The 17778-nt window shown below is 36.5% G+C and carries 15 protein-coding genes, 1 riboswitch and 1 other annotated feature; of the genes, 6 read left to right on the plus strand and 9 right to left on the minus strand.

From position 1 onward, the window contains the following. Positions 1–154: 154 nt before the first annotated feature. From C7437_RS15835 to C7437_RS15860, 6 genes are all read right to left on the minus strand, one after another. The gene (locus tag C7437_RS15835) at positions 155–781 is read right to left on the minus strand and encodes a stage II sporulation protein M (protein WP_111440979.1); all 627 of its coding nucleotides are present in this window, start codon (positions 779–781) and stop codon (positions 155–157) included. Positions 782–1904: 1123 nt separating this feature from the next. After that, a complete protein-coding gene (gene leuS / locus C7437_RS15840; RefSeq protein WP_111440980.1) occupies positions 1905–4316 on the minus strand; it encodes a leucine--tRNA ligase in 2412 nt (803 codons plus the stop codon). A 179-nt stretch (positions 4317–4495) separates the two neighbouring features. Then, positions 4496–4716, minus strand: a binding site (T-box leader). Between the two features lie 42 nt (positions 4717–4758). After that, entirely contained in the window at positions 4759–5526 is a 768-nt protein-coding gene (locus tag C7437_RS15845; RefSeq protein WP_111440981.1) for a 3-hydroxybutyrate dehydrogenase, read from the minus strand. A gap of 108 nt (positions 5527–5634) precedes the next feature. Beyond that, positions 5635–6294, minus strand: coding sequence for a 3-oxoacid CoA-transferase subunit B (locus C7437_RS15850; RefSeq protein WP_111440982.1), 660 nt, complete (start codon positions 6292–6294; stop codon positions 5635–5637). Between the two features lie 7 nt (positions 6295–6301). After that, the gene (locus tag C7437_RS15855) at positions 6302–6991 is read right to left on the minus strand and encodes a CoA transferase subunit A (protein WP_111440983.1); all 690 of its coding nucleotides are present in this window, start codon (positions 6989–6991) and stop codon (positions 6302–6304) included. A gap of 105 nt (positions 6992–7096) precedes the next feature. Continuing rightward, positions 7097–8281: an MDR family MFS transporter gene (locus tag C7437_RS15860; RefSeq protein ID WP_245909320.1), complete on the minus strand. Its 1185-nt coding sequence runs from the start codon at positions 8279–8281 to the stop codon at positions 7097–7099. Between the two features lie 124 nt (positions 8282–8405). Here C7437_RS15860 and mnmL point away from each other — a divergent pair, with 124 nt between their 5' ends. The 4 genes from mnmL to C7437_RS15880 all read left to right on the plus strand — a co-directional run bounded on the left by mnmL (position 8406) and on the right by C7437_RS15880 (position 11626). Then, entirely contained in the window at positions 8406–9365 is a 960-nt protein-coding gene (gene mnmL / locus C7437_RS15865; protein WP_111440985.1) for a tRNA modification radical SAM protein MnmL/YtqA, read from the plus strand. Continuing rightward, the gene (mnmM, locus tag C7437_RS15870; protein ID WP_111440986.1) at positions 9362–9931 is read left to right on the plus strand and encodes a tRNA 5-(aminomethyl)-2-thiouridylate-methyltransferase MnmM; all 570 of its coding nucleotides are present in this window, start codon (positions 9362–9364) and stop codon (positions 9929–9931) included. The genes mnmL and mnmM overlap by 4 nt, the downstream gene beginning before the upstream one ends. Before the next feature lie 68 nt (positions 9932–9999). Beyond that, positions 10000–11082, plus strand: a complete 1083-nt coding sequence (locus C7437_RS15875) for a type III polyketide synthase (RefSeq protein WP_111440987.1) — start codon at positions 10000–10002, stop codon at positions 11080–11082. 1 nt (position 11083) lies between these two features. Continuing rightward, positions 11084–11626: an isoprenylcysteine carboxyl methyltransferase family protein gene (locus C7437_RS15880; RefSeq protein WP_111440988.1), complete on the plus strand. Its 543-nt coding sequence runs from the start codon at positions 11084–11086 to the stop codon at positions 11624–11626. Between the two features lie 15 nt (positions 11627–11641). On the opposite strand, the gene C7437_RS15885 is transcribed toward C7437_RS15880, so the two are convergent. Then, the gene (locus C7437_RS15885; protein WP_111440989.1) at positions 11642–12433 is read right to left on the minus strand and encodes an alpha/beta hydrolase; all 792 of its coding nucleotides are present in this window, start codon (positions 12431–12433) and stop codon (positions 11642–11644) included. A gap of 77 nt (positions 12434–12510) precedes the next feature. Here C7437_RS15885 and C7437_RS15890 point away from each other — a divergent pair, with 77 nt between their 5' ends. After that, positions 12511–13023 (plus strand): gamma carbonic anhydrase, encoded by a 513-nt coding sequence (locus C7437_RS15890; RefSeq protein ID WP_111440990.1) that lies wholly within the window; start codon positions 12511–12513, stop codon positions 13021–13023. A gap of 391 nt (positions 13024–13414) precedes the next feature. On the opposite strand, the gene metK is transcribed toward C7437_RS15890, so the two are convergent. Next, positions 13415–14611 carry a methionine adenosyltransferase gene (gene metK, locus C7437_RS15895; RefSeq protein WP_111440991.1) on the minus strand — a complete coding sequence of 399 codons (1197 nt, stop codon included), beginning with the start codon at positions 14609–14611 and terminating at the stop codon, positions 13415–13417. Between the two features lie 190 nt (positions 14612–14801). Continuing rightward, positions 14802–14920: riboswitch (SAM riboswitch) on the minus strand. A 198-nt stretch (positions 14921–15118) separates the two neighbouring features. On the opposite strand from metK, the gene pckA reads away from it, so the two are divergent. Beyond that, positions 15119–16705, plus strand: a complete 1587-nt coding sequence (pckA, locus tag C7437_RS15905) for a phosphoenolpyruvate carboxykinase (ATP) (protein ID WP_111440993.1) — start codon at positions 15119–15121, stop codon at positions 16703–16705. Positions 16706–17329: 624 nt separating this feature from the next. Here the strand turns inward: pckA and C7437_RS15910 are convergent. Continuing rightward, positions 17330–17776, minus strand: a complete 447-nt coding sequence (locus C7437_RS15910) for a hypothetical protein (RefSeq protein ID WP_111440994.1) — start codon at positions 17774–17776, stop codon at positions 17330–17332. Positions 17777–17778: the final 2 nt, after the last annotated feature.

Below are 17778 nucleotides of genomic sequence, written 5' to 3' on the forward strand. Positions count from 1 at the left end.
TCTGGTACGGTTGTTGAACACAAGTTAAACAACACTATTCAACTATATATGTCCCGTTAGTGAAACAGCGTCTCTACTTATTGTAGAAACGCACCAGTTAGTTTAATAAGAACAGCGATGCTACTTCAACAATCGCGCCCGATTGTCGAACCTGTTACTGAAACAGGTTAAATATAATATCAGCTATGTAAGTCTCCAAAAATGCAGCTACAATAATAATCGGTAATATTAATACTCCGTAAATTTTTATTGTGCCTAAGATTTTCTTAACAAGAGGAACCTGATCTTTACCTTTTTTGAATACACTTCTAACTTTTGCTCTAATGACTCGATTTAACTCAAATAGAGCTGCTGCAAATAAACAAAACGCAAAAATTTCAACAAAATAATGAGGAATGGTAGACGCAATTATCTCAATGCCTTTTATAAAGTCCATCTGCAAAACAACACCAAAAAGAATACCAGGGATAAGAGCAGTTGATATTACATTTATGAGATAAAGAAACTGTATAGGAATTAAAGCCAATACAAACATTTGCAAAGGTACCATGAACCCATTATTCACAATGTACGCCCATACTTTTTTAATCCCTGTAGATTCTTTCAATTGATCCGATGAACTATTTCCGAAGGATTCCATTATTCCTTTTAAATCAGGATTGACAAAGTAAGTTATTACTGTTCCCAATACTGTCACTATCGTTGCTATAACAAAGAAAACTACAGCCCTTTTAAAAGCAGTTTTATTTACTATCTTAAAAATCATCATCACCTCATTCATTAGATAGATTCCTACAATCTGGCCCCATTGTTGAACATAAGTTAAACAACACTGTTAAACTAACCTGCGGCGTTAGTTGAATAAGACAAAATTTAACATCTCCCTTATACTATACAGCCATTTTTAAAACGTTCCAAATAGTATTCACATTAATAGGGTGCAAGAGTATAACATGAATCTTGAATCGTACTTTTTGACATATTTTTTAACATATCAATTAACAAGCTAATTAGCATTGATTTTCCAAGTAACAATAACCATTGTTACTTGGATAATTTAGTTGCTAATAGTTGTGTTAAAAGGGTATCTAATTCAGTGGAAATCGCTATATATCAATTAACAGCCCACTTATGTGTTTAATTTGAGTTTTGTACCACTCAACTGAACGGGTTAGAAAATCTCTAAAGCGTCCTTTTTCTATGTGGACTTTAATGGTTCGCTTTGGACGAAACTTATGGTACCTGATTAAATGATAAAAAAAGTAGGAGCTGAAGAAAGTGACGCAGTCATTTTCTTCAGCTCCTATTTTTCTTTTAAGTTAAAGCGTAAGTCTTTCGTACTGTCCAGAGCGATCTAGCAAAAATCGTACAACCTATTTTCGAAGTCGAGGAATTTCTTATACTTTCTTTGCAAAAAATCAGTTTTCCCGACTTTCTGGACAGTCCCGCGACAAATAAATTAATTATAGGCAACTAAATTCTTCACTAACTGCATTTGACAAAGAACCTTTATTGTTCGCTTTGGACAAATTTTATGGAAATAGAATAAACGAGAAAGAAATCGAAGTACTGAGATTAGATTGACACCTGTAATATTTTGATTTAATTTAATTTATAAATCATGTTTTATAAAATATAGCAAAAATGGCTATACGACTTATCGGAAAATAAGTGCCAAAAGAGACTTTTCTCCTGTTTTTGCACTTATTTTAAAATATGTCGTATGTGAGTTTTGCGCATTTATGATGTTGGTGATTATTTTATTGGCAGGTTCGTTTGACGAGTGCTCGAGAAAACTTGTACATACCACGTTTAAAGTCGATAAAATCGCTATACTTACTTATTCTTAAACCAAAAGCTGCTCCACTCTCGAAATGAGAATGGAGCAGCTTTTTTTATGTTTGTTAGATGACAATATTTATCATCTTACCTGGTATTGCAATAATTTTCTTCACTTCGTTTCCTTCAAGCCAATGTTGCACTTGTTCGGAAGCTAATGCTAATGCTTCTAATTCTTCTTTTGTTGCATCTTTTGAAACAAGTAGCTTCACACGAACTTTCCCTTTAATTTGAACAGGAATTTCTACTTCGTCATCTACTAATTTTGCTTCATCAAATGTTGGCCATGCCTCATACGTAATTGTTGTTGTATGACCTAGTTTTTCCCAAAGCTCTTCTGACAAGTGAGGTGCTAATGGTGAAAGAAGTTTTACGAAACCTTCGACATATTCTTTCGGAAGAACCTCTGCTTTGTATCCATCATTGATGAATACCATCATTTGTGAAATAGCTGTATTGAAACGAAGTGCTTCATAGTCTTCCGTCACTTTTTTCACTGTTTGGTTATATGATTTTTCTAGTGCTGTATCACTTGATGTTTGTACTTTTTCGCTCAGAGTCCCTTCATCCGTCATGAATAAACGCCATATACGATCTAAGAAACGACGAGAACCGTCTAATCCGTTTGTTGACCATGGAATAGATGCATCTAGAGGACCCATGAACATTTCATACATTCTTAATGTATCTGCTCCGTGACTGCTAACGATTTCATCCGGGTTAATAACATTCCCTTTAGATTTTGACATTTTTTCGTTACCTTCTCCTAAAATCATTCCTTGATTGAATAATTTTTGGAAAGGTTCTTTCGTCGGTACTACGCCAATATCATATAAAACTTTATGCCAGAAACGTGCATATAGTAAGTGAAGTACTGCGTGCTCTGCCCCGCCAATATAAATATCTACTGGTAACCAGCGTTTAATAAGTTCTGGATCTGCTAAAGCTTGATCATTTGTCGGATCAATATAGCGTAAGTAATACCAGCAGCTACCTGCCCATTGTGGCATTGTATTCGTTTCACGACGTCCTTTTTTACCTGTTACAGGATCTACAATATTTACCCACTCTGTGATGTTCGCTAGTGGTGATTCACCAGTACCACTTGGTTTGATATCCGTTGTTTTCGGTAAAATTAGTGGAAGATCAGCATCTTCTACCGGTGTCATTGTGCCATCTTCCCAATGGATTATTGGAATTGGCTCACCCCAATAACGTTGGCGGCTAAATAACCAGTCACGAAGACGGTACGTTATTTTCTTCTCACCTGTTCCATTTACTTCAAACCACTCAATCGCTTTGGCAATTGCTTGTTTTTTGTTTAGACCATTTAAGAAGTCAGAATTAACAAGTACTCCGTCAGCTGTATATGCTTCTTCTTCTACATTTCCACCAGACACTACTTCTACAATTGGTAAATCGAATTGTTTTGCAAATTCATAGTCACGTTCATCATGTGCTGGAACTGCCATAATTGCGCCTGTTCCATATGTTGCAAGTACATAATCAGCAATCCAAATCGGCATTTTTTCTCCACTTACTGGATTGATCGCGTACGCACCAGTGAATACACCTGTTTTATGTTTTGCAAGATCCGTACGTTCTAGATCACTTTTTAATTTCACTTCATCTTTATACGCTTTAACGGCTTCTAGTTGCTCTTTTGTTGCAATCTTTTCTACCAGTGCATGTTCAGGAGCTAATACTGCATATGTCGCACCAAAAATTGTATCCGGACGTGTTGTAAATGCACGGAATGACTCAGAAGAACCATCAATGTTAAATATAAGCTCTGCACCTTCAGAACGACCAATCCAGTTGCGTTGCATATCTTTAATACTTTCTGGCCAATCCAATTCTTCTAAATCATCTAGTAAACGATCTGCATAGTTTGTAATACGAAGCACCCATTGACGCATTGGTTTACGTTCTACTGGATGTCCTCCACGCTCTGATTTACCATCGATAATTTCTTCATTTGCAAGAACTGTTCCAAGTGCCGGGCACCAGTTAACTGCTACTTCATCAACATAAGCTAGGCCTTTATTGTAAAGTTGGATAAAAATCCATTGTGTCCATTTGTAATAAGAAGGATCCGTTGTATTAATTTCTCGGTCCCAGTCATAAGAGAAACCTAAATCTTGTATTTGACGTTTAAATGTAGCAATGTTTTTCGCTGTAAATTCAGCTGGGTCATTTCCAGTATCTAGCGCATACTGCTCTGCTGGAAGTCCGAAAGCATCCCAGCCCATTGGATGAAGTACATTATAGCCTTGCATTCTTTTATATCGACTCAAAATATCTGTCGCAGTGTAACCTTCCGGATGACCTACGTGTAAGCCTACTCCAGATGGATATGGGAACATATCTAAAGCATAAAATTTTTCTTTTGATGGGTCATTTACTGTTTTAAATGTTTTGTTTTCTTCCCAATACTTTTGCCATTTTTTCTCGATTGTTAAATGATTGAAATTCATAAAAAGTCCTCCTTTAAATATGTAAAATATAAATAATCTATGTAACGGGATTACTGTCTAAATTTGATGCATTGTGTGACAATTACTACCTCATAGGGCAACGTGCTTCTGCGACGAGCTTTGCGCAGGAGCAAGGCTGCTTACGCTAGACATAATAAAAAAACTCGTCCCTTAAAAAACTAAGGGACGAGAGATTATTATACTCACGCGGTACCACCCAAATTAGTGAAAACTCACTCAACTTGATTCCTTATCGCGGAAAACGGTATAAGCTAAACAACTAACATTTCACTTATACAGACTCAAAGGCGAGTTCAATAATGTATTTCACTAACTTTCACCAATCGTTAGCTCTCTTTAGAAATACAGTCTATTTACTATTCCTTATCTACGTCTTGCTATTAGTTCATATTTTAGAGGAAACATGTTGAAATAGCAAGTTTTATTGAGTCGTATATCCACCATCTAATACTACCGCTTGACCTGTCATACCCTTTGCAGCATCACTTGCTAAAAACAACGTCAAATCTGCAATTTCCTTCACATCTAACAAACGTTTTTGTGGAACTAAGGGATATATTACCTCTTCAAGAACAGATTCTAATGGTACATTACGCGTATTTGCAAGATCCTGAAATTGATTGCGTACAAGTGGAGTATCTACATACCCAGGACAAACAGCATTTACTGTTATTCCATCTGCGGCAGTTTCCAGTGCGGCTACTTTGGTTAAGCCGATTAAACCATGCTTTGCAGAATTATAAGCTGCTTTACCAGCAAAGCCAACTAAACCATTAATGGAAGCCATGTTAATGATTCTTCCAAAGCCTTGCTTCCGCATATGAGAAAGGACATGCTTTGTTGTTATAAATGGAGCTGTTAGCATAATTTTCACTAAAATTTCGAAGCGTTCTGTTGGGAAATCTTCCAACATGGCAACATGTTGCATACCTGCATTATTTATTAAAATATCGAGACGTCCAAACTTTTCTACTGTTTGATTAATAGAATGAACGATGTCACTTTCGCTAGTTACATCACATTTCATCCCAATTGCATCAGTACCTAACGAGGCTGCAGCATTCTTTACCTTTTCCTCATTAATATCTGTTAAGACTACTTTTGCACCAGCCTTATAAAATTCTTTTGCAATTTCAAATCCTATTCCTTGAGCGGCACCAGTGATGAATAGTACTTTATCTTTTACCATACCTTAACCTCCAAAAGATCAGCCATTAAGCTCGATGGACTGAAAAATTATTAAATATGATACTTCTATCTACGAACAAATCCATCCCGGATTTTTAAAAGAAATGTATTAAATTGAAACATTCTCTTCTACGTTGTCTATATTTAATTTAGCTTCAGTTGAATCAATCACTTCTTGCAAAGTAAAGCCCTCAAATACTTCTTTTAACACAAGTCCATCAGGCGTCACTTCAATAGTCGCACGCTCAGTAATAATTTTGTTGACTACCCCTTTACCCGTCAAAGGAAGTGAGCATTCTTTTTTAATCTTTGCAGAACCATCTTTTGCACAATGATCCATGATCACGATAATTTTTTTGGCACCATGTACTAAATCCATCGCACCGCCCATTCCTTTAATCATCTTCCCTGGAATCATCCAGTTTGCAAGGTCTCCCTTTTCTGATACTTCCATCGCTCCTAATATTGCAACATCTACATGGCCACCGCGTATCATCGCAAATGATTCTGCACTTGAAAAGAATGATGAACCAGGAATTGTTGTTACTGTTTCTTTCCCAGCATTTATAAGATCTGGATCCACTTCTTGTTCTGTTGGATATGGTCCAATTCCAAGCAAACCATTTTCCGATTGTAAAACAACTGTCTTATTCGGAGAGATGAAATTCGCTACTAAAGTTGGAATTCCAATCCCTAAATTCACGTAATTTCCATTTTCAATTTCTTGTTCTGCTCTTCTTGCAATTTTTTCGCGTGTATTCAACTGAATTTCCTCCTTACGAACGTATCGTTAATTTTTCAATTCTTTTTTCTTGCGTTGCTTGTAAAAGTCCTTGTACATAAATACTTGGTGTATGAATTTGTGCAGGATCTAAATCTCCTGTTTCTACTATTTCTTCTGCTTCAGCAATTGTGAACTTCCCTGCTGCTGCCATCATCGGATTAAAGTTTTGCGCTGTTTTATTGTAAATAAGATTTCCAAATTTATCTGCTTTAGCAGCACGAATTAAAGTGAAATCTGCACGTAGTGACTCTTCTAACACGTATTCTTTGCCATCATAAATACGCGTTTCTTTGCCTTCTGCAACGACTGTCCCAACACCGGCTGGAGTAAAGAAGGCTGGAATACCTGCTCCTCCTGCACGAATTTTTTCTGCCAGTGTTCCTTGAGGTGTCAATTCTACTTCTATTTCACCAGAAAGTACTTGGCGTTCGAATTCTTTGTTTTCTCCTACATATGATCCAATCATTTTTTTAATTTGTTTATTTTTTAGTAATAATCCTAGACCCCAATCATCGACTCCACAGTTATTTGAAATGACTATTAAATCTGTAACCCCTTTTTCTACTAATGCTAGTATCAGTTGTTCCGGTATCCCCACTAGTCCAAATCCACCTACCATTAGTGTCATTCCATCTTGTATCCCTGCTACAGCTTCACTAGCTGTACTGTAAATTGGTTTCATCTATCTCAATCCCCTTCTTTTTTAAACAAGTTCTTCTTAATATTCTCAAAAATCCGAAAATTAAGCAATTGCTTTTTGAATGAAAAATAAAAACACCGAATGAAATTATTCAAACGGTGCTCTTTTTTCAGCTCTTTTAAGTGGTAAATCATAGAGTAAACTCGTAATAATAGCAAAGAACATCAAACTAGATAAGATAATAATCATCATCGGTGTTCCATATGCTCCTACTAGAATACCACCGACTAGCGGTCCAATCATACGTCCAATTGTCGCCATACTATTTACTACTCCTTGATAAAACCCTTCTCTTCCTTTTGGGGCTAACTTATTTGCAATTGTAGGGACAGCTGGCCACATAAATATTTCACCAATTGTTAAAATAACCATCGCAGTGATAAACATGGCATAACTTTGGGCAAAAGCAACTGCAATAAAAGAGCCTAAGAAAATAACGACCCCTATAACTAATTGTACTTTAACTTTATGTTCTAAACGATTGATTATTGGTGTAATAAGAGGTTGTGCTAATATAATTAGCGCTCCATTTATCGTCCATAACAAACTATATTGTTTTAAAGTGATTCCCAAGTCCAACATATAAGTAGAAATTGTAGAAGTCCACTGAATATAAACAATCCAAGTCAACATATAGCCAAATGACACAATAATCATCGCATAAAAGGGAGCTTTTTGTTTCACTTTCTTTTGTTCTGATCGAATAGAAGTTTGGTGACTTGAAAATCCAGAAATTTTACGATAAAAAATGACGACAATAATAAAGAACAAAAGATATGCCAATAAATTCGCTAGAAAAATATGATTTATATTACGAGCTGCTACAATTCCCGCTATTGCTGGTCCGATAGCAACTCCTAAATTCTGAGCTAGATATATAGCATTAAATGCTTTTCTTCCTCCCTCAGGCCAAATACTACCCATTGTCGCATACATACTTGGAAAAATAATTCCTCCACTGAAACCTAGCAGGGCGACAAACCAAATATACATAGGCCATCCGTGCCAAATTGTTAATAAGATTAACGCAAAAATAGAAACAACAATTCCAAATAATATCGACCTATATCCACCAATTCGATCAAACAAATAGCCACCTAGTAAGTTTCCAACAACACCTGTAGCAGAATTTATTAATAGTACAAACCCTGCCATTGTTAAAGATTTCCCCAAATAGTCATGTATATAAATCGTATGTAATGGCCAAAGAAATGAATTACCTGTCGTGTTGATAAACATTCCAAAAACTAACAGCCAAACTGCTTTTGGCATCCTAAACACCTCATATTTAAATTTGCCTTGGAATATTGTAATCCATTTTAATATGCCCTTCAATAGGATTCGGACAAACTTAACAAAGTCGTGATAATATGTAAAAGGTAAGGAGTGAATGATCATGGAAGAAAATAATTTCCCTTTCCCGTCTGATGGAAAAAGGTATTATACATGGAATCGATATTTACGTAATCAATTTGATATGAAAATTTTCAAAGTTGCACTTGATGCAGGATTTGATTGTCCCAATAGAGATGGCACAGTTGCTTTTGGTGGCTGTACGTTTTGTAGTGTCGCTGGAAGTGGTGATTTCGCTGGAGATAAAGTAGATCCAATTCCTGTACAATTTGAAAAAATTAAACTAAAAATGCATGAAAAATGGAAAACAGGCAAATATATAGCTTATTTTCAAGCATATACAAACACACATGCTCCAATAGAAGTACTGAAAGAGAAATTTGAAGCCGCATTATCACTTGAAGGTGTAGTTGGAATTTCCATTGCAACAAGACCAGACTGTTTGCCAGATGATGTAGTTGAATATTTAGCCGAACTAAACCAAAGAACTTATTTATGGATTGAATTAGGACTGCAAACAGTTCATGAAAAAACCGCAAAGCTAGTCAATCGTGCACATGACTTTCCAACTTATATAGAAGGTGTGGATAAATTAAGAAAACATGATATACGTATTTGCACTCATATTATTAACGGACTACCTCTAGAAGATCGTGACATGATGATGGAAACTGCAAAAGAAGTTGCGAAACTGGATGTCCAAGGGATTAAAATACATTTACTACATTTATTAAAAGGAACCCCAATGGTGAAGCAATATGAAAAAGGCAAACTTCAGTTTATGGAGCGCGATGCATATATTCAACTTGTTGCCGATCAACTAGAAGTAATTCCTCCAAAAGTGGTTGTACAACGAATCACCGGAGACGGTCCAATTGACTTGATGATTGGTCCAATGTGGAGCGTGAACAAATGGGATGTCCTAAATGGAATAGATGCAGAACTCGCAAGAAGAGACAGTTATCAAGGTAAATTTTATACAAAGAAGGCTATCTTATTATGAACTTGAAAAGAGTATTACCATTCGCAAAAGAATTATTAACAAATGTAATCGAAGCTGGCGATACTGTAGTAGATGCAACAACAGGAAATGGTCATGATACTGTTTTTTTAGCTCGGCTTGTTGGAGAAACTGGACATGTGTACGGATTTGATGTACAAAAAGAAGCAATACAAGCTACAACAGAAAACTTAGACAAAGAAAATCTAACAAAGCGGACCACCCTTATTTTAGATGGACATGAACATATTTCTAAATATGTACAAACAGAAGTAGCTGCGGCTATTTTTAATTTAGGCTATCTTCCTGGAAGTGATCACGAAATCGTCACGAGAGGAACTTCTACTATTAAAGCAATTGAATCTTTGCTCAATTTGATGAAAATTGGGGGATTAATCGTTTTAGTTGTTTATCATGGGCACGAGGGTGGTAAAGAAGAAAAAGAGTCCTTAATGCATTACGTTCAACAACTACCACAATCCTATGTTCATGTATTATCCTATCAATTTTTAAATCAACAAAATAACCCACCTTTTATCATTGCACTAGAAAAAATGAAGGCAAAGTAACTCCTCCTCCGTTTTCTTGCATATAAAAAGAAGGCATGGAGAGACTACACTGTAAAAGGAGAATCTCCATGCCAAAAATAGCTTCTATAAGTACATTTAACCCTCCCTATAGCCTAGACCAAAAAAACATTGAACAATTAACAAAAGAATTATTTCAAGACAAAATTCCACAACTAGACCGGTTATTAAAAGTATTTGAAAATGGCGATATTGAAACTCGCTATTTCTGCGTCCCTTTAGAGTGGCATCAAACCAATCATAGTTTTGAAGAAAGAAATAATTTATATATAGAACTAGCAACCAAATACAGTGTGGAAGTTATTCAAGCATGTCTTCAAAATATTCTTTTTTTAGAGCAAACGATTGATCCTAATGACATTGATGCCATTATTTTTGTGAGTAGTTCCGGTATCTCTACTCCGAGCATTGATGCTCGAGTTATGAATCACCTTCCCTTTTCTGACCGCATGAAGCGTATTCCTCTTTGGGGACTAGGTTGTGCTGGAGGAGCTGCTGGTATTAGTAGAGCATTCGATTATTGTAAAGCTCATCCCTCGGCTAAAGTACTTGTCGTTTGTGTAGAATTATGTAGTTTAACTTTTCAACCGAATGATTATTCAAAAAGTAATTTAATTGGTGCATCCCTTTTTGCAGACGGAGCAGCTTGTGTTTTAGTGGCTGGAGATGAGGCCAAAATTTCATCTAAAAAGCCTGTTCCACATATTGTAAATACAGCTTCCAAATGGATGCCAAATTCAGAAGATGTGATGGGTTGGGATGTGAAAAATAATGGATTACATGTTGTTTTTTCACAAAGTATTCCAGCTATTATTTCAACTTGGTTAGGACCTTTCATAGATGAATTTTTAACTGAACAACATATAACTCAAAAACAGCTCGTAAATTTCGTTGCACATCCAGGTGGAAAAAAAGTACTTGAAGCATATGAAAAAACATTAAACATAGATTTTCAGCAGACACAAATTTCACGCGATGTATTAAAACAACATGGGAATATGTCTTCTCCGACAGTCCTTTATGTATTAGAACAATTTATGCTAAAAGAAACGAATGCTATGGATTATGGATTACTTGTAGCACTTGGACCTGGTTTTTGTGGGGAAGCTCTATTATTACAATGGGGGGATTAAGATGCTGTTTGTTGCTATCATTTCTTTTGTCATTCTCCAAAGACTAATAGAAGTCATAATTGCTAAAAGAAATGAAAAGAGGATGCTTGCACAAGGTGCCTATGAAGTAGGTTCATCACATTATCCAATAATGATTGCGCTCCATGTCAGTTTTTTCATTTCTTTAATCGTCGAAGTATTATTTTTTAATAATACTACTTCAACTTTTTTCCCTTTGCTTTTTATGCTCTTCCTGTTCGTTCAAACTTTACGAGTTTGGTGTTTGTTTTCTTTAGGTTCCTTTTGGAATACAAAGGTAATAATTTTACCTGGTGCATCTGTTGTAAAAAAAGGTCCCTACTTATTTCTTAAACATCCTAACTATTTAATTGTTTGTTTAGAAATTGCACTACTACCACTTATGTTTCAAGCTTATTTCACGGCAATTTGTTTTACCTTATTAAATTTTGCGATGCTATCTGTTCGAATCCCATTAGAAGAAAGAGCACTTAGAGAAGCTACCAACTACAATGACGAATTTAAAAAGAAGATTTCGGCATCGTAACCGAAATCTTCTTTTTTATATAATATAGCCTATAGATCTGAGTACGTTATTGATGAAAGAATGAGAATAGGTAAAAATTTCTTCCCGTTCTGGCTCTTGGAATAAATCATGGAAACAATTTTTCCATTCTTTAAATTGATATTCGGACAATTCTTGATTTTTAAGCCAATCTGCGGCAGCTTTTGTATCTGTTATTTTATCTAACTCTGCAGTCATTAACAAGATTGGCACATTTGGTACTGACTCTGTTGCCTGTGAAACAGAACGCATTAGCATATGTAATTCTTTATACCAGCTATTCGTTACAAGTGTTTGATAGGCTGAGTCATTTACAAATTGTTGGTATACTTCATAATTTCGAGTCAATTCTTTTAATTCTATATCGTGATTTACCTTTTGTTGAACAGGAATTCTAGCTAATGCATTTGACCATTTTGACGGAAGCTTTTTCAAATGTAGCCAAGGAGAAGTAAGTATAACACCTGCATATTCGATTTCTAATTTACGCATTACTTTCATTAATAAAGTTGCACCTAGTCCATGTCCCATGATGAATATTGGAAGATCATAAGATACGGCAACTTGTAAGGCTTGGTTAATATAGGCTTTATAATGGTCGAATGGCTCATTATGAATGCTCTCCGATTTTTTTTGTTCTCCATGCCCAGGTAAATCACCCATGACTATATGACAATTAGAACTTCTTAGTTTTTCGATTAACCAAGCATATCTTCTATGATGCTCATATGCACTATGTACGATGATAACAACCGCTTTTGGTTTCTCCTCTGTTTCCCATTTCCACATAAACATCACACCTTTCTTTAAACAGGTTTGTTTGTTACGATTAAGTATATTCTATTTCATAGAGGAGCGTGCACAAAATGATTTATCCGTATAAAGATAAACACCCATCTATTCATGAAACTGCATTTATCGCTGATTATGTCACAATAACTGGGGATGTGACAATAGGATCAGAGTCTACTATTTGGTTCAATACAGTAATCAGAGGCGATGTTGCACCTACTATTATTGGTAGTAAAGTAAGTATACAAGATTTAAGTTGCCTTCATCAAAGTCCAAATAACCCGCTTATAATAGAAGATGAAGTGACAATTGGTCATCAAGTAACGCTACATAGTTGTACGATCCGCAAAGGGGCTCTAATTGGAATGGGTTCTATCATACTAGACGGTGCAGAGGTTGGAGAAGGTGCATTTATAGGTGCAGGAAGTCTTGTACCACCCGGAAAGAAAATCCCACCAAACTCACTTGCAATGGGAAGTCCAGCAAAAGTGGTCAGAGAATTAACAGATGCAGACAAAGTCGATGTACAACGCATCATTCGTGAATATGTTGAAAAAGGGCAATATTATAAATCACTTCAAAAATAACTAATTGCAGTCCCTTCTGTCACTTGTTGACGGAGGGGATTTTTTAAAGGGATAAGAAAGTATATAAAATTTCTGCATAGTATGTCTAGCTACAGCGCCTTGCCCCTCAGGGTCAAATGGGTAATCACGTGCTCCTGCGCAAAGCTCGTCGCAGAAAACCTTGTGCGGTGACTGAGGAGCTGCCACGGGCCCGCACGAAGCGGGTCATGTCTGCTTTGCCACAGGATGTGGCGACCTTTGCAGACCAGCCTATATTCCCCATTTGCCTGTCGAGTCAGTAATAGGCGCTTCCGCTTTTCTTAGTTGTCGCGTTCGCTCTCGTTATTGTCTCAATTAGCCATATTTCCCCAACAAAAAAAGAGGCTTTCCGATTTGGAAAAGCCTCTTCACTTTATAATCCTGCTTTTTCTTTCAGTAATGCTGCTTTGTCTGTTTGCTCCCAAGGAACATCGATATCTGTACGTCCGAAATGTCCGTAAGCAGCTGTTTGCTTATAGATTGGACGACGAAGATCTAGCATTTTAATAATACCAGCTGGGCGAAGGTCGAATAGTTCACGAATATAAGATACTATATCTTGTTCCGCCACTTTCCCAGTGCCAAATGTTTCAACTGCAATAGATACAGGTTGTGCAACGCCAATAGCATAAGCTAGTTGTACTTCACAACGCTCTGCAATTCCAGCTGCAACAATATTTTTCGCTACATAACGAGCTGCGTAAGAAGCAGAACGATCCACTTTCGTAGGATCCTTACCAGAGAATGCACCACCACCATGACGAGCATAACCACCGTAAGTATCTACAATAATTTTACGACCTGTTAATCCAGCATCCCCTTGTGGGCCACCGATAACAAAACGTCCTGTTGGGTTAATAAAGTACTTTGTATGTTCATCGATTAAATGAGCAGGAACAATTGGATTGATCACTACTTCTTTAATATCTTTTTGAATTTGTTCTAATGTTACTTCTGGATGATGCTGAGTTGAGATAACAATCGTATCAATATGTACCGGATTATTATTTTCATCATATTCTACTGTAACTTGTGTTTTACCATCTGGACGTAAATAGTCTATCGTTTCATCTTTACGAACTTCTGCTAAACGACGAGCTAATTTATGAGCTAAACTGATTGGTAGCGGCATAAGTTCTAATGTTTCGTTACAAGCATAACCAAACATTAATCCTTGATCTCCTGCCCCAATTGCTTCTATATCAGAATCTGTCATAGATCCTTCACGAGCTTCTAATGCTTGGTTAACTCCTTGGGCAATATCAACAGACTGTTCATCAATTGCAGTGAGTACTGCAGAAGTTTCTGAATCAAAACCATATTTTGCGCGAGTATAACCAATTTCTCTAATTGTAGATCGAACTACTTTTGGAATGTCCACATATGTTGAAGTTGTAATTTCTCCTGTAACTAGAACAAGTCCAGTCGTTACAGTTGTTTCACAAGCCACGCGTGCATTTGGATCTTCTGCTAAAATTGCATCTAAAATCGCATCTGAAATTTGATCACAGATTTTATCTGGATGTCCTTCTGTTACTGATTCCGATGTAAATAATCGGCGTTGTGTCATAGATTTTTCCTCCTATATCCTGCGAGATTTCTCTCAAGAATTGATACGGTACTCATTCCCATGTCAAGCCATTTCAACTTGAAGCCGTTTCGGACTTGGCACACAAGGATAAAGGCGATGTAAAATAAAAAAACCCCCCGCTCACGTAATACTACATGAGGAAAGGTATTATTATCATAGGCACCTTTCACTCTTATCAATCAAGGCAATTGACCTTGACTCAGGTTGGGCACCTTTGCAATTAATGACGCTAATTACAGGTTGCCGGGTTTCATAGGGCCTGACCCCTCCACCAGCTCGGAATAAGAGTATCCGTTCAATACAATATCATACTTAAATTCACTCTATTTGTCAACGAATATTTTATTAACAAATTATTCACATTTCTAAAAAATAATCGTTTAATTAGTGTAGACTATTAGGCTCAATGTGTTATACTAATTCACATATCAATGACTATTCCTTCTTCAATAGAAGGAAAACTTAAAAAAGGATGGTAAATACAACATGAATTCAATCGATACTGTGAGTGAACTGAACCAATTGTTAGCTGGAAGTAACGTAAGCCTCCAATTATCAGTACCACAACTTGTGGAAAAAGCTACATCTAGAGGAGAAGCAGTCTTAACTTCTACTGGAGCAGTAAAAGCAGAAACAGGTAAATATACAGGCCGTTCTCCACAAGACAAGTATATTGTTGAAGAAGCTATCTCAAAAGATAAAATCGATTGGGGCTCAGTAAACCAACCTATTTCTTCTGAAATTTTCGAAACATTACATACAAAAGTTGTGAAATATTTAAAAGAAAAAGAAGAACTATTCGTATTCAAGGGCTTTGCAGGAGCAGATAAAGAATCGCGTCTTGGTATTCAAGTTATCAATGAATATGCTTGGCATAATCTTTTTTCTCACCAATTATTCATCCGTCCTTCTGAAGAAGAACTTGCAAATCATGTTACAGATTTCACTATAATTAGTGCACCTAACTTTAAAGCAGATCCTGCTATAGATGGTACAAAATCAGAAACTTTCATCATGGTATCAATGGAAAAACGCATTGTACTTATTGGTGGAACAGAATATGCTGGAGAAATTAAAAAATCTGTCTTCTCTATTATGAACTATTTGCTACCAGAAGCAAACATTTTACCGATGCACTGTTCAGCAAACGTTGGTGAAGCTGGAGACGTAACACTATTCTTTGGACTATCAGGAACAGGAAAAACGACTCTTTCTGCTGATGCCGGACGTAAACTAATTGGTGATGACGAGCATGGTTGGTCTGATAATGGAGTATTCAATATTGAGGGCGGATGTTACGCAAAATGTATCGACCTTACTCGCGAAAATGAGCCTCAAATCTTTGATGCAATTTCATTTGGTACTGTATTAGAAAACGTTGTAGTAGATTCTGAAACTCGAGTTGCAAACTACTCAGATAAATCTTTAACAGAAAATACACGTGCAGCTTATCCAATTCAATATATCGAAAATATCGCAGACCCATCTGTTGCTGGCCATCCAAATACAATTGTATTCTTAACTGCCGATGCTTTTGGTGTATTGCCTCCAATCAGTAAATTAACGAAGGAACAAGCAATGTATCACTTCTTGAGTGGTTTCACTTCAAAACTTGCAGGAACTGAACGCGGAGTTACTTCTCCAGAACCAGTTTTCTCTACTTGCTTCGGTTCCCCATTCCTACCATTACATGCAACGGTATACGCTGAAATGTTAGGGAAAAAAATCGATGAACACGGATCTCAAGTATTCCTAGTGAACACTGGTTGGACTGGCGGAGAATACGGAGTTGGTAACCGTATGAAACTTTCTTATACTCGTACAATGGTTCGTGCTGCAATTGAAGGTAAACTAGACAACGTAGCTACTGCTAAAGATGCTATTTTTGGTTTAGAAATTCCTACACAAATTGAAGGTGTACCATCTGAGGTATTAGTACCACGTAACGCTTGGGCAGATAAAGAAGCTTATGATCAAAAAGCAACTGGGCTAGCTCAATCTTTCCGTAAAAACTTCACTAAATTTGGTACAGTATCAGAAGATATCATGCTTAAAGGCGGACCATTAGCTTAAATTTCATAGCAAGAAAAAGTTTTACAATATATGACGTTGGTGAAATAAAACCCCTTTCTCAATCAAACAGGAGAATGGGATGGAATTTCACTAATGTCATTTTTTTATCAATATCTCTGAAAAAAATCCTGATCCGCGCTGATTTCCGTTCCGAGCGGACGCTTTCCGTGGGGCGTGCGGTGAGCCTCCTCGTCGCGAAAACCGCGCTCCTGTGGGGTCTCACCTGTCACGCTAATCCCACTGGAGTCGCCGCTCGTAACGAAAATCAGTTAAGAGAATAGAGGAAACATAAGTTCAAATAGATAAAGAAAACAAGAATTGAAAAACTACAAAAATAAGACTACAGCGACAAAATAAATAAATTATAGCCGACTAAAATTCTTCACCAACGTCATTTGATAAAGAATCCCCAAAAATAGAAGCTAGCACAGAAATTTGTGCTAGCTTTCTTTACAATATAAGAAAGTGAATAAAATTTCTGCATAATATGTCTAGCTTAAGCTGCCTCCTGGGCCAGCACGATGCTGGTCATATCTGTTATGCCACAGGATGTGGCGTTAATAACAGACCTACCACTTCCCCATTTGCTTCCTTACGCAGTGATAGGCGCTTCCGCTTTTCTTATTATGTATGTTCTTCATAGTATTCAATGGTGGATGTTTGTGGAAATAGAGATGAAAATTTATCTGCTTCTTCTTCATTTACTTTATACAAAATGATTTCTGAACCATAATGGCCAATCTCTATCACTTCATCTCCCTCTTCGTGGAAAAACATTGTAAACCATTTAAGTCCACCTTTAGAATCTATAGAGTTATCTCGTAAGAACACACGATTTTCTTCAGTTAGAGTTAATGTGAAAATTTGTATTAATCCCTCATCTTTAATGTTCGAAGCTTTTACACTTAATTCTTCAATAGCCGCTTTTTCTTCATCCCAACAATGAATGATAACTTCTTGAGATTCAGCCACATAACGATCCCATAGATTTCCCCAAAAACTTAAATCTACTGGAAAACCAGTTTTTTCATCTGTACTAGTTGTTTCTAACGATACAAGTACATGTCCCATAT

This window comes from Psychrobacillus insolitus, assembly GCF_003254155.1.
Taxonomy (GTDB): Bacteria; Bacillota; Bacilli; order Bacillales_A; family Planococcaceae; genus Psychrobacillus; species Psychrobacillus insolitus.

What these genes read in the sequence shown, in the direction of transcription:
- C7437_RS15835 (WP_111440979.1), bottom strand. Translation starts at nt 781, where the DNA reads ATGAATGAGGTGATGATGATTTTTAAGATAGTAAATAAAACTGCTTTT.
- leuS (WP_111440980.1), bottom strand. Translation starts at nt 4,316, where the DNA reads ATGAATTTCAATCATTTAACAATCGAGAAAAAATGGCAAAAGTATTGG.
- C7437_RS15845 (WP_111440981.1), bottom strand. Translation starts at nt 5,526, where the DNA reads ATGGTAAAAGATAAAGTACTATTCATCACTGGTGCCGCTCAAGGAATA.
- C7437_RS15855 (WP_111440983.1), bottom strand. Translation starts at nt 6,991, where the DNA reads ATGAAACCAATTTACAGTACAGCTAGTGAAGCTGTAGCAGGGATACAA.
- C7437_RS15860 (WP_245909320.1), bottom strand. Translation starts at nt 8,281, where the DNA reads ATGCCAAAAGCAGTTTGGCTGTTAGTTTTTGGAATGTTTATCAACACG.
- mnmL (WP_111440985.1), top strand. Translation starts at nt 8,406, where the DNA reads ATGGAAGAAAATAATTTCCCTTTCCCGTCTGATGGAAAAAGGTATTAT.
- mnmM (WP_111440986.1), top strand. Translation starts at nt 9,362, where the DNA reads ATGAACTTGAAAAGAGTATTACCATTCGCAAAAGAATTATTAACAAAT.
- C7437_RS15875 (WP_111440987.1), top strand. Translation starts at nt 10,000, where the DNA reads ATGCCAAAAATAGCTTCTATAAGTACATTTAACCCTCCCTATAGCCTA.
- C7437_RS15880 (WP_111440988.1), top strand. Translation starts at nt 11,084, where the DNA reads ATGCTGTTTGTTGCTATCATTTCTTTTGTCATTCTCCAAAGACTAATA.
- C7437_RS15885 (WP_111440989.1), bottom strand. Translation starts at nt 12,433, where the DNA reads ATGTGGAAATGGGAAACAGAGGAGAAACCAAAAGCGGTTGTTATCATC.
- C7437_RS15890 (WP_111440990.1), top strand. Translation starts at nt 12,511, where the DNA reads ATGATTTATCCGTATAAAGATAAACACCCATCTATTCATGAAACTGCA.
- metK (WP_111440991.1), bottom strand. Translation starts at nt 14,611, where the DNA reads ATGACACAACGCCGATTATTTACATCGGAATCAGTAACAGAAGGACAT.
- pckA (WP_111440993.1), top strand. Translation starts at nt 15,119, where the DNA reads ATGAATTCAATCGATACTGTGAGTGAACTGAACCAATTGTTAGCTGGA.
- C7437_RS15910 (WP_111440994.1), bottom strand. Translation starts at nt 17,776, where the DNA reads ATGGGACATGTACTTGTATCGTTAGAAACAACTAGTACAGATGAAAAA.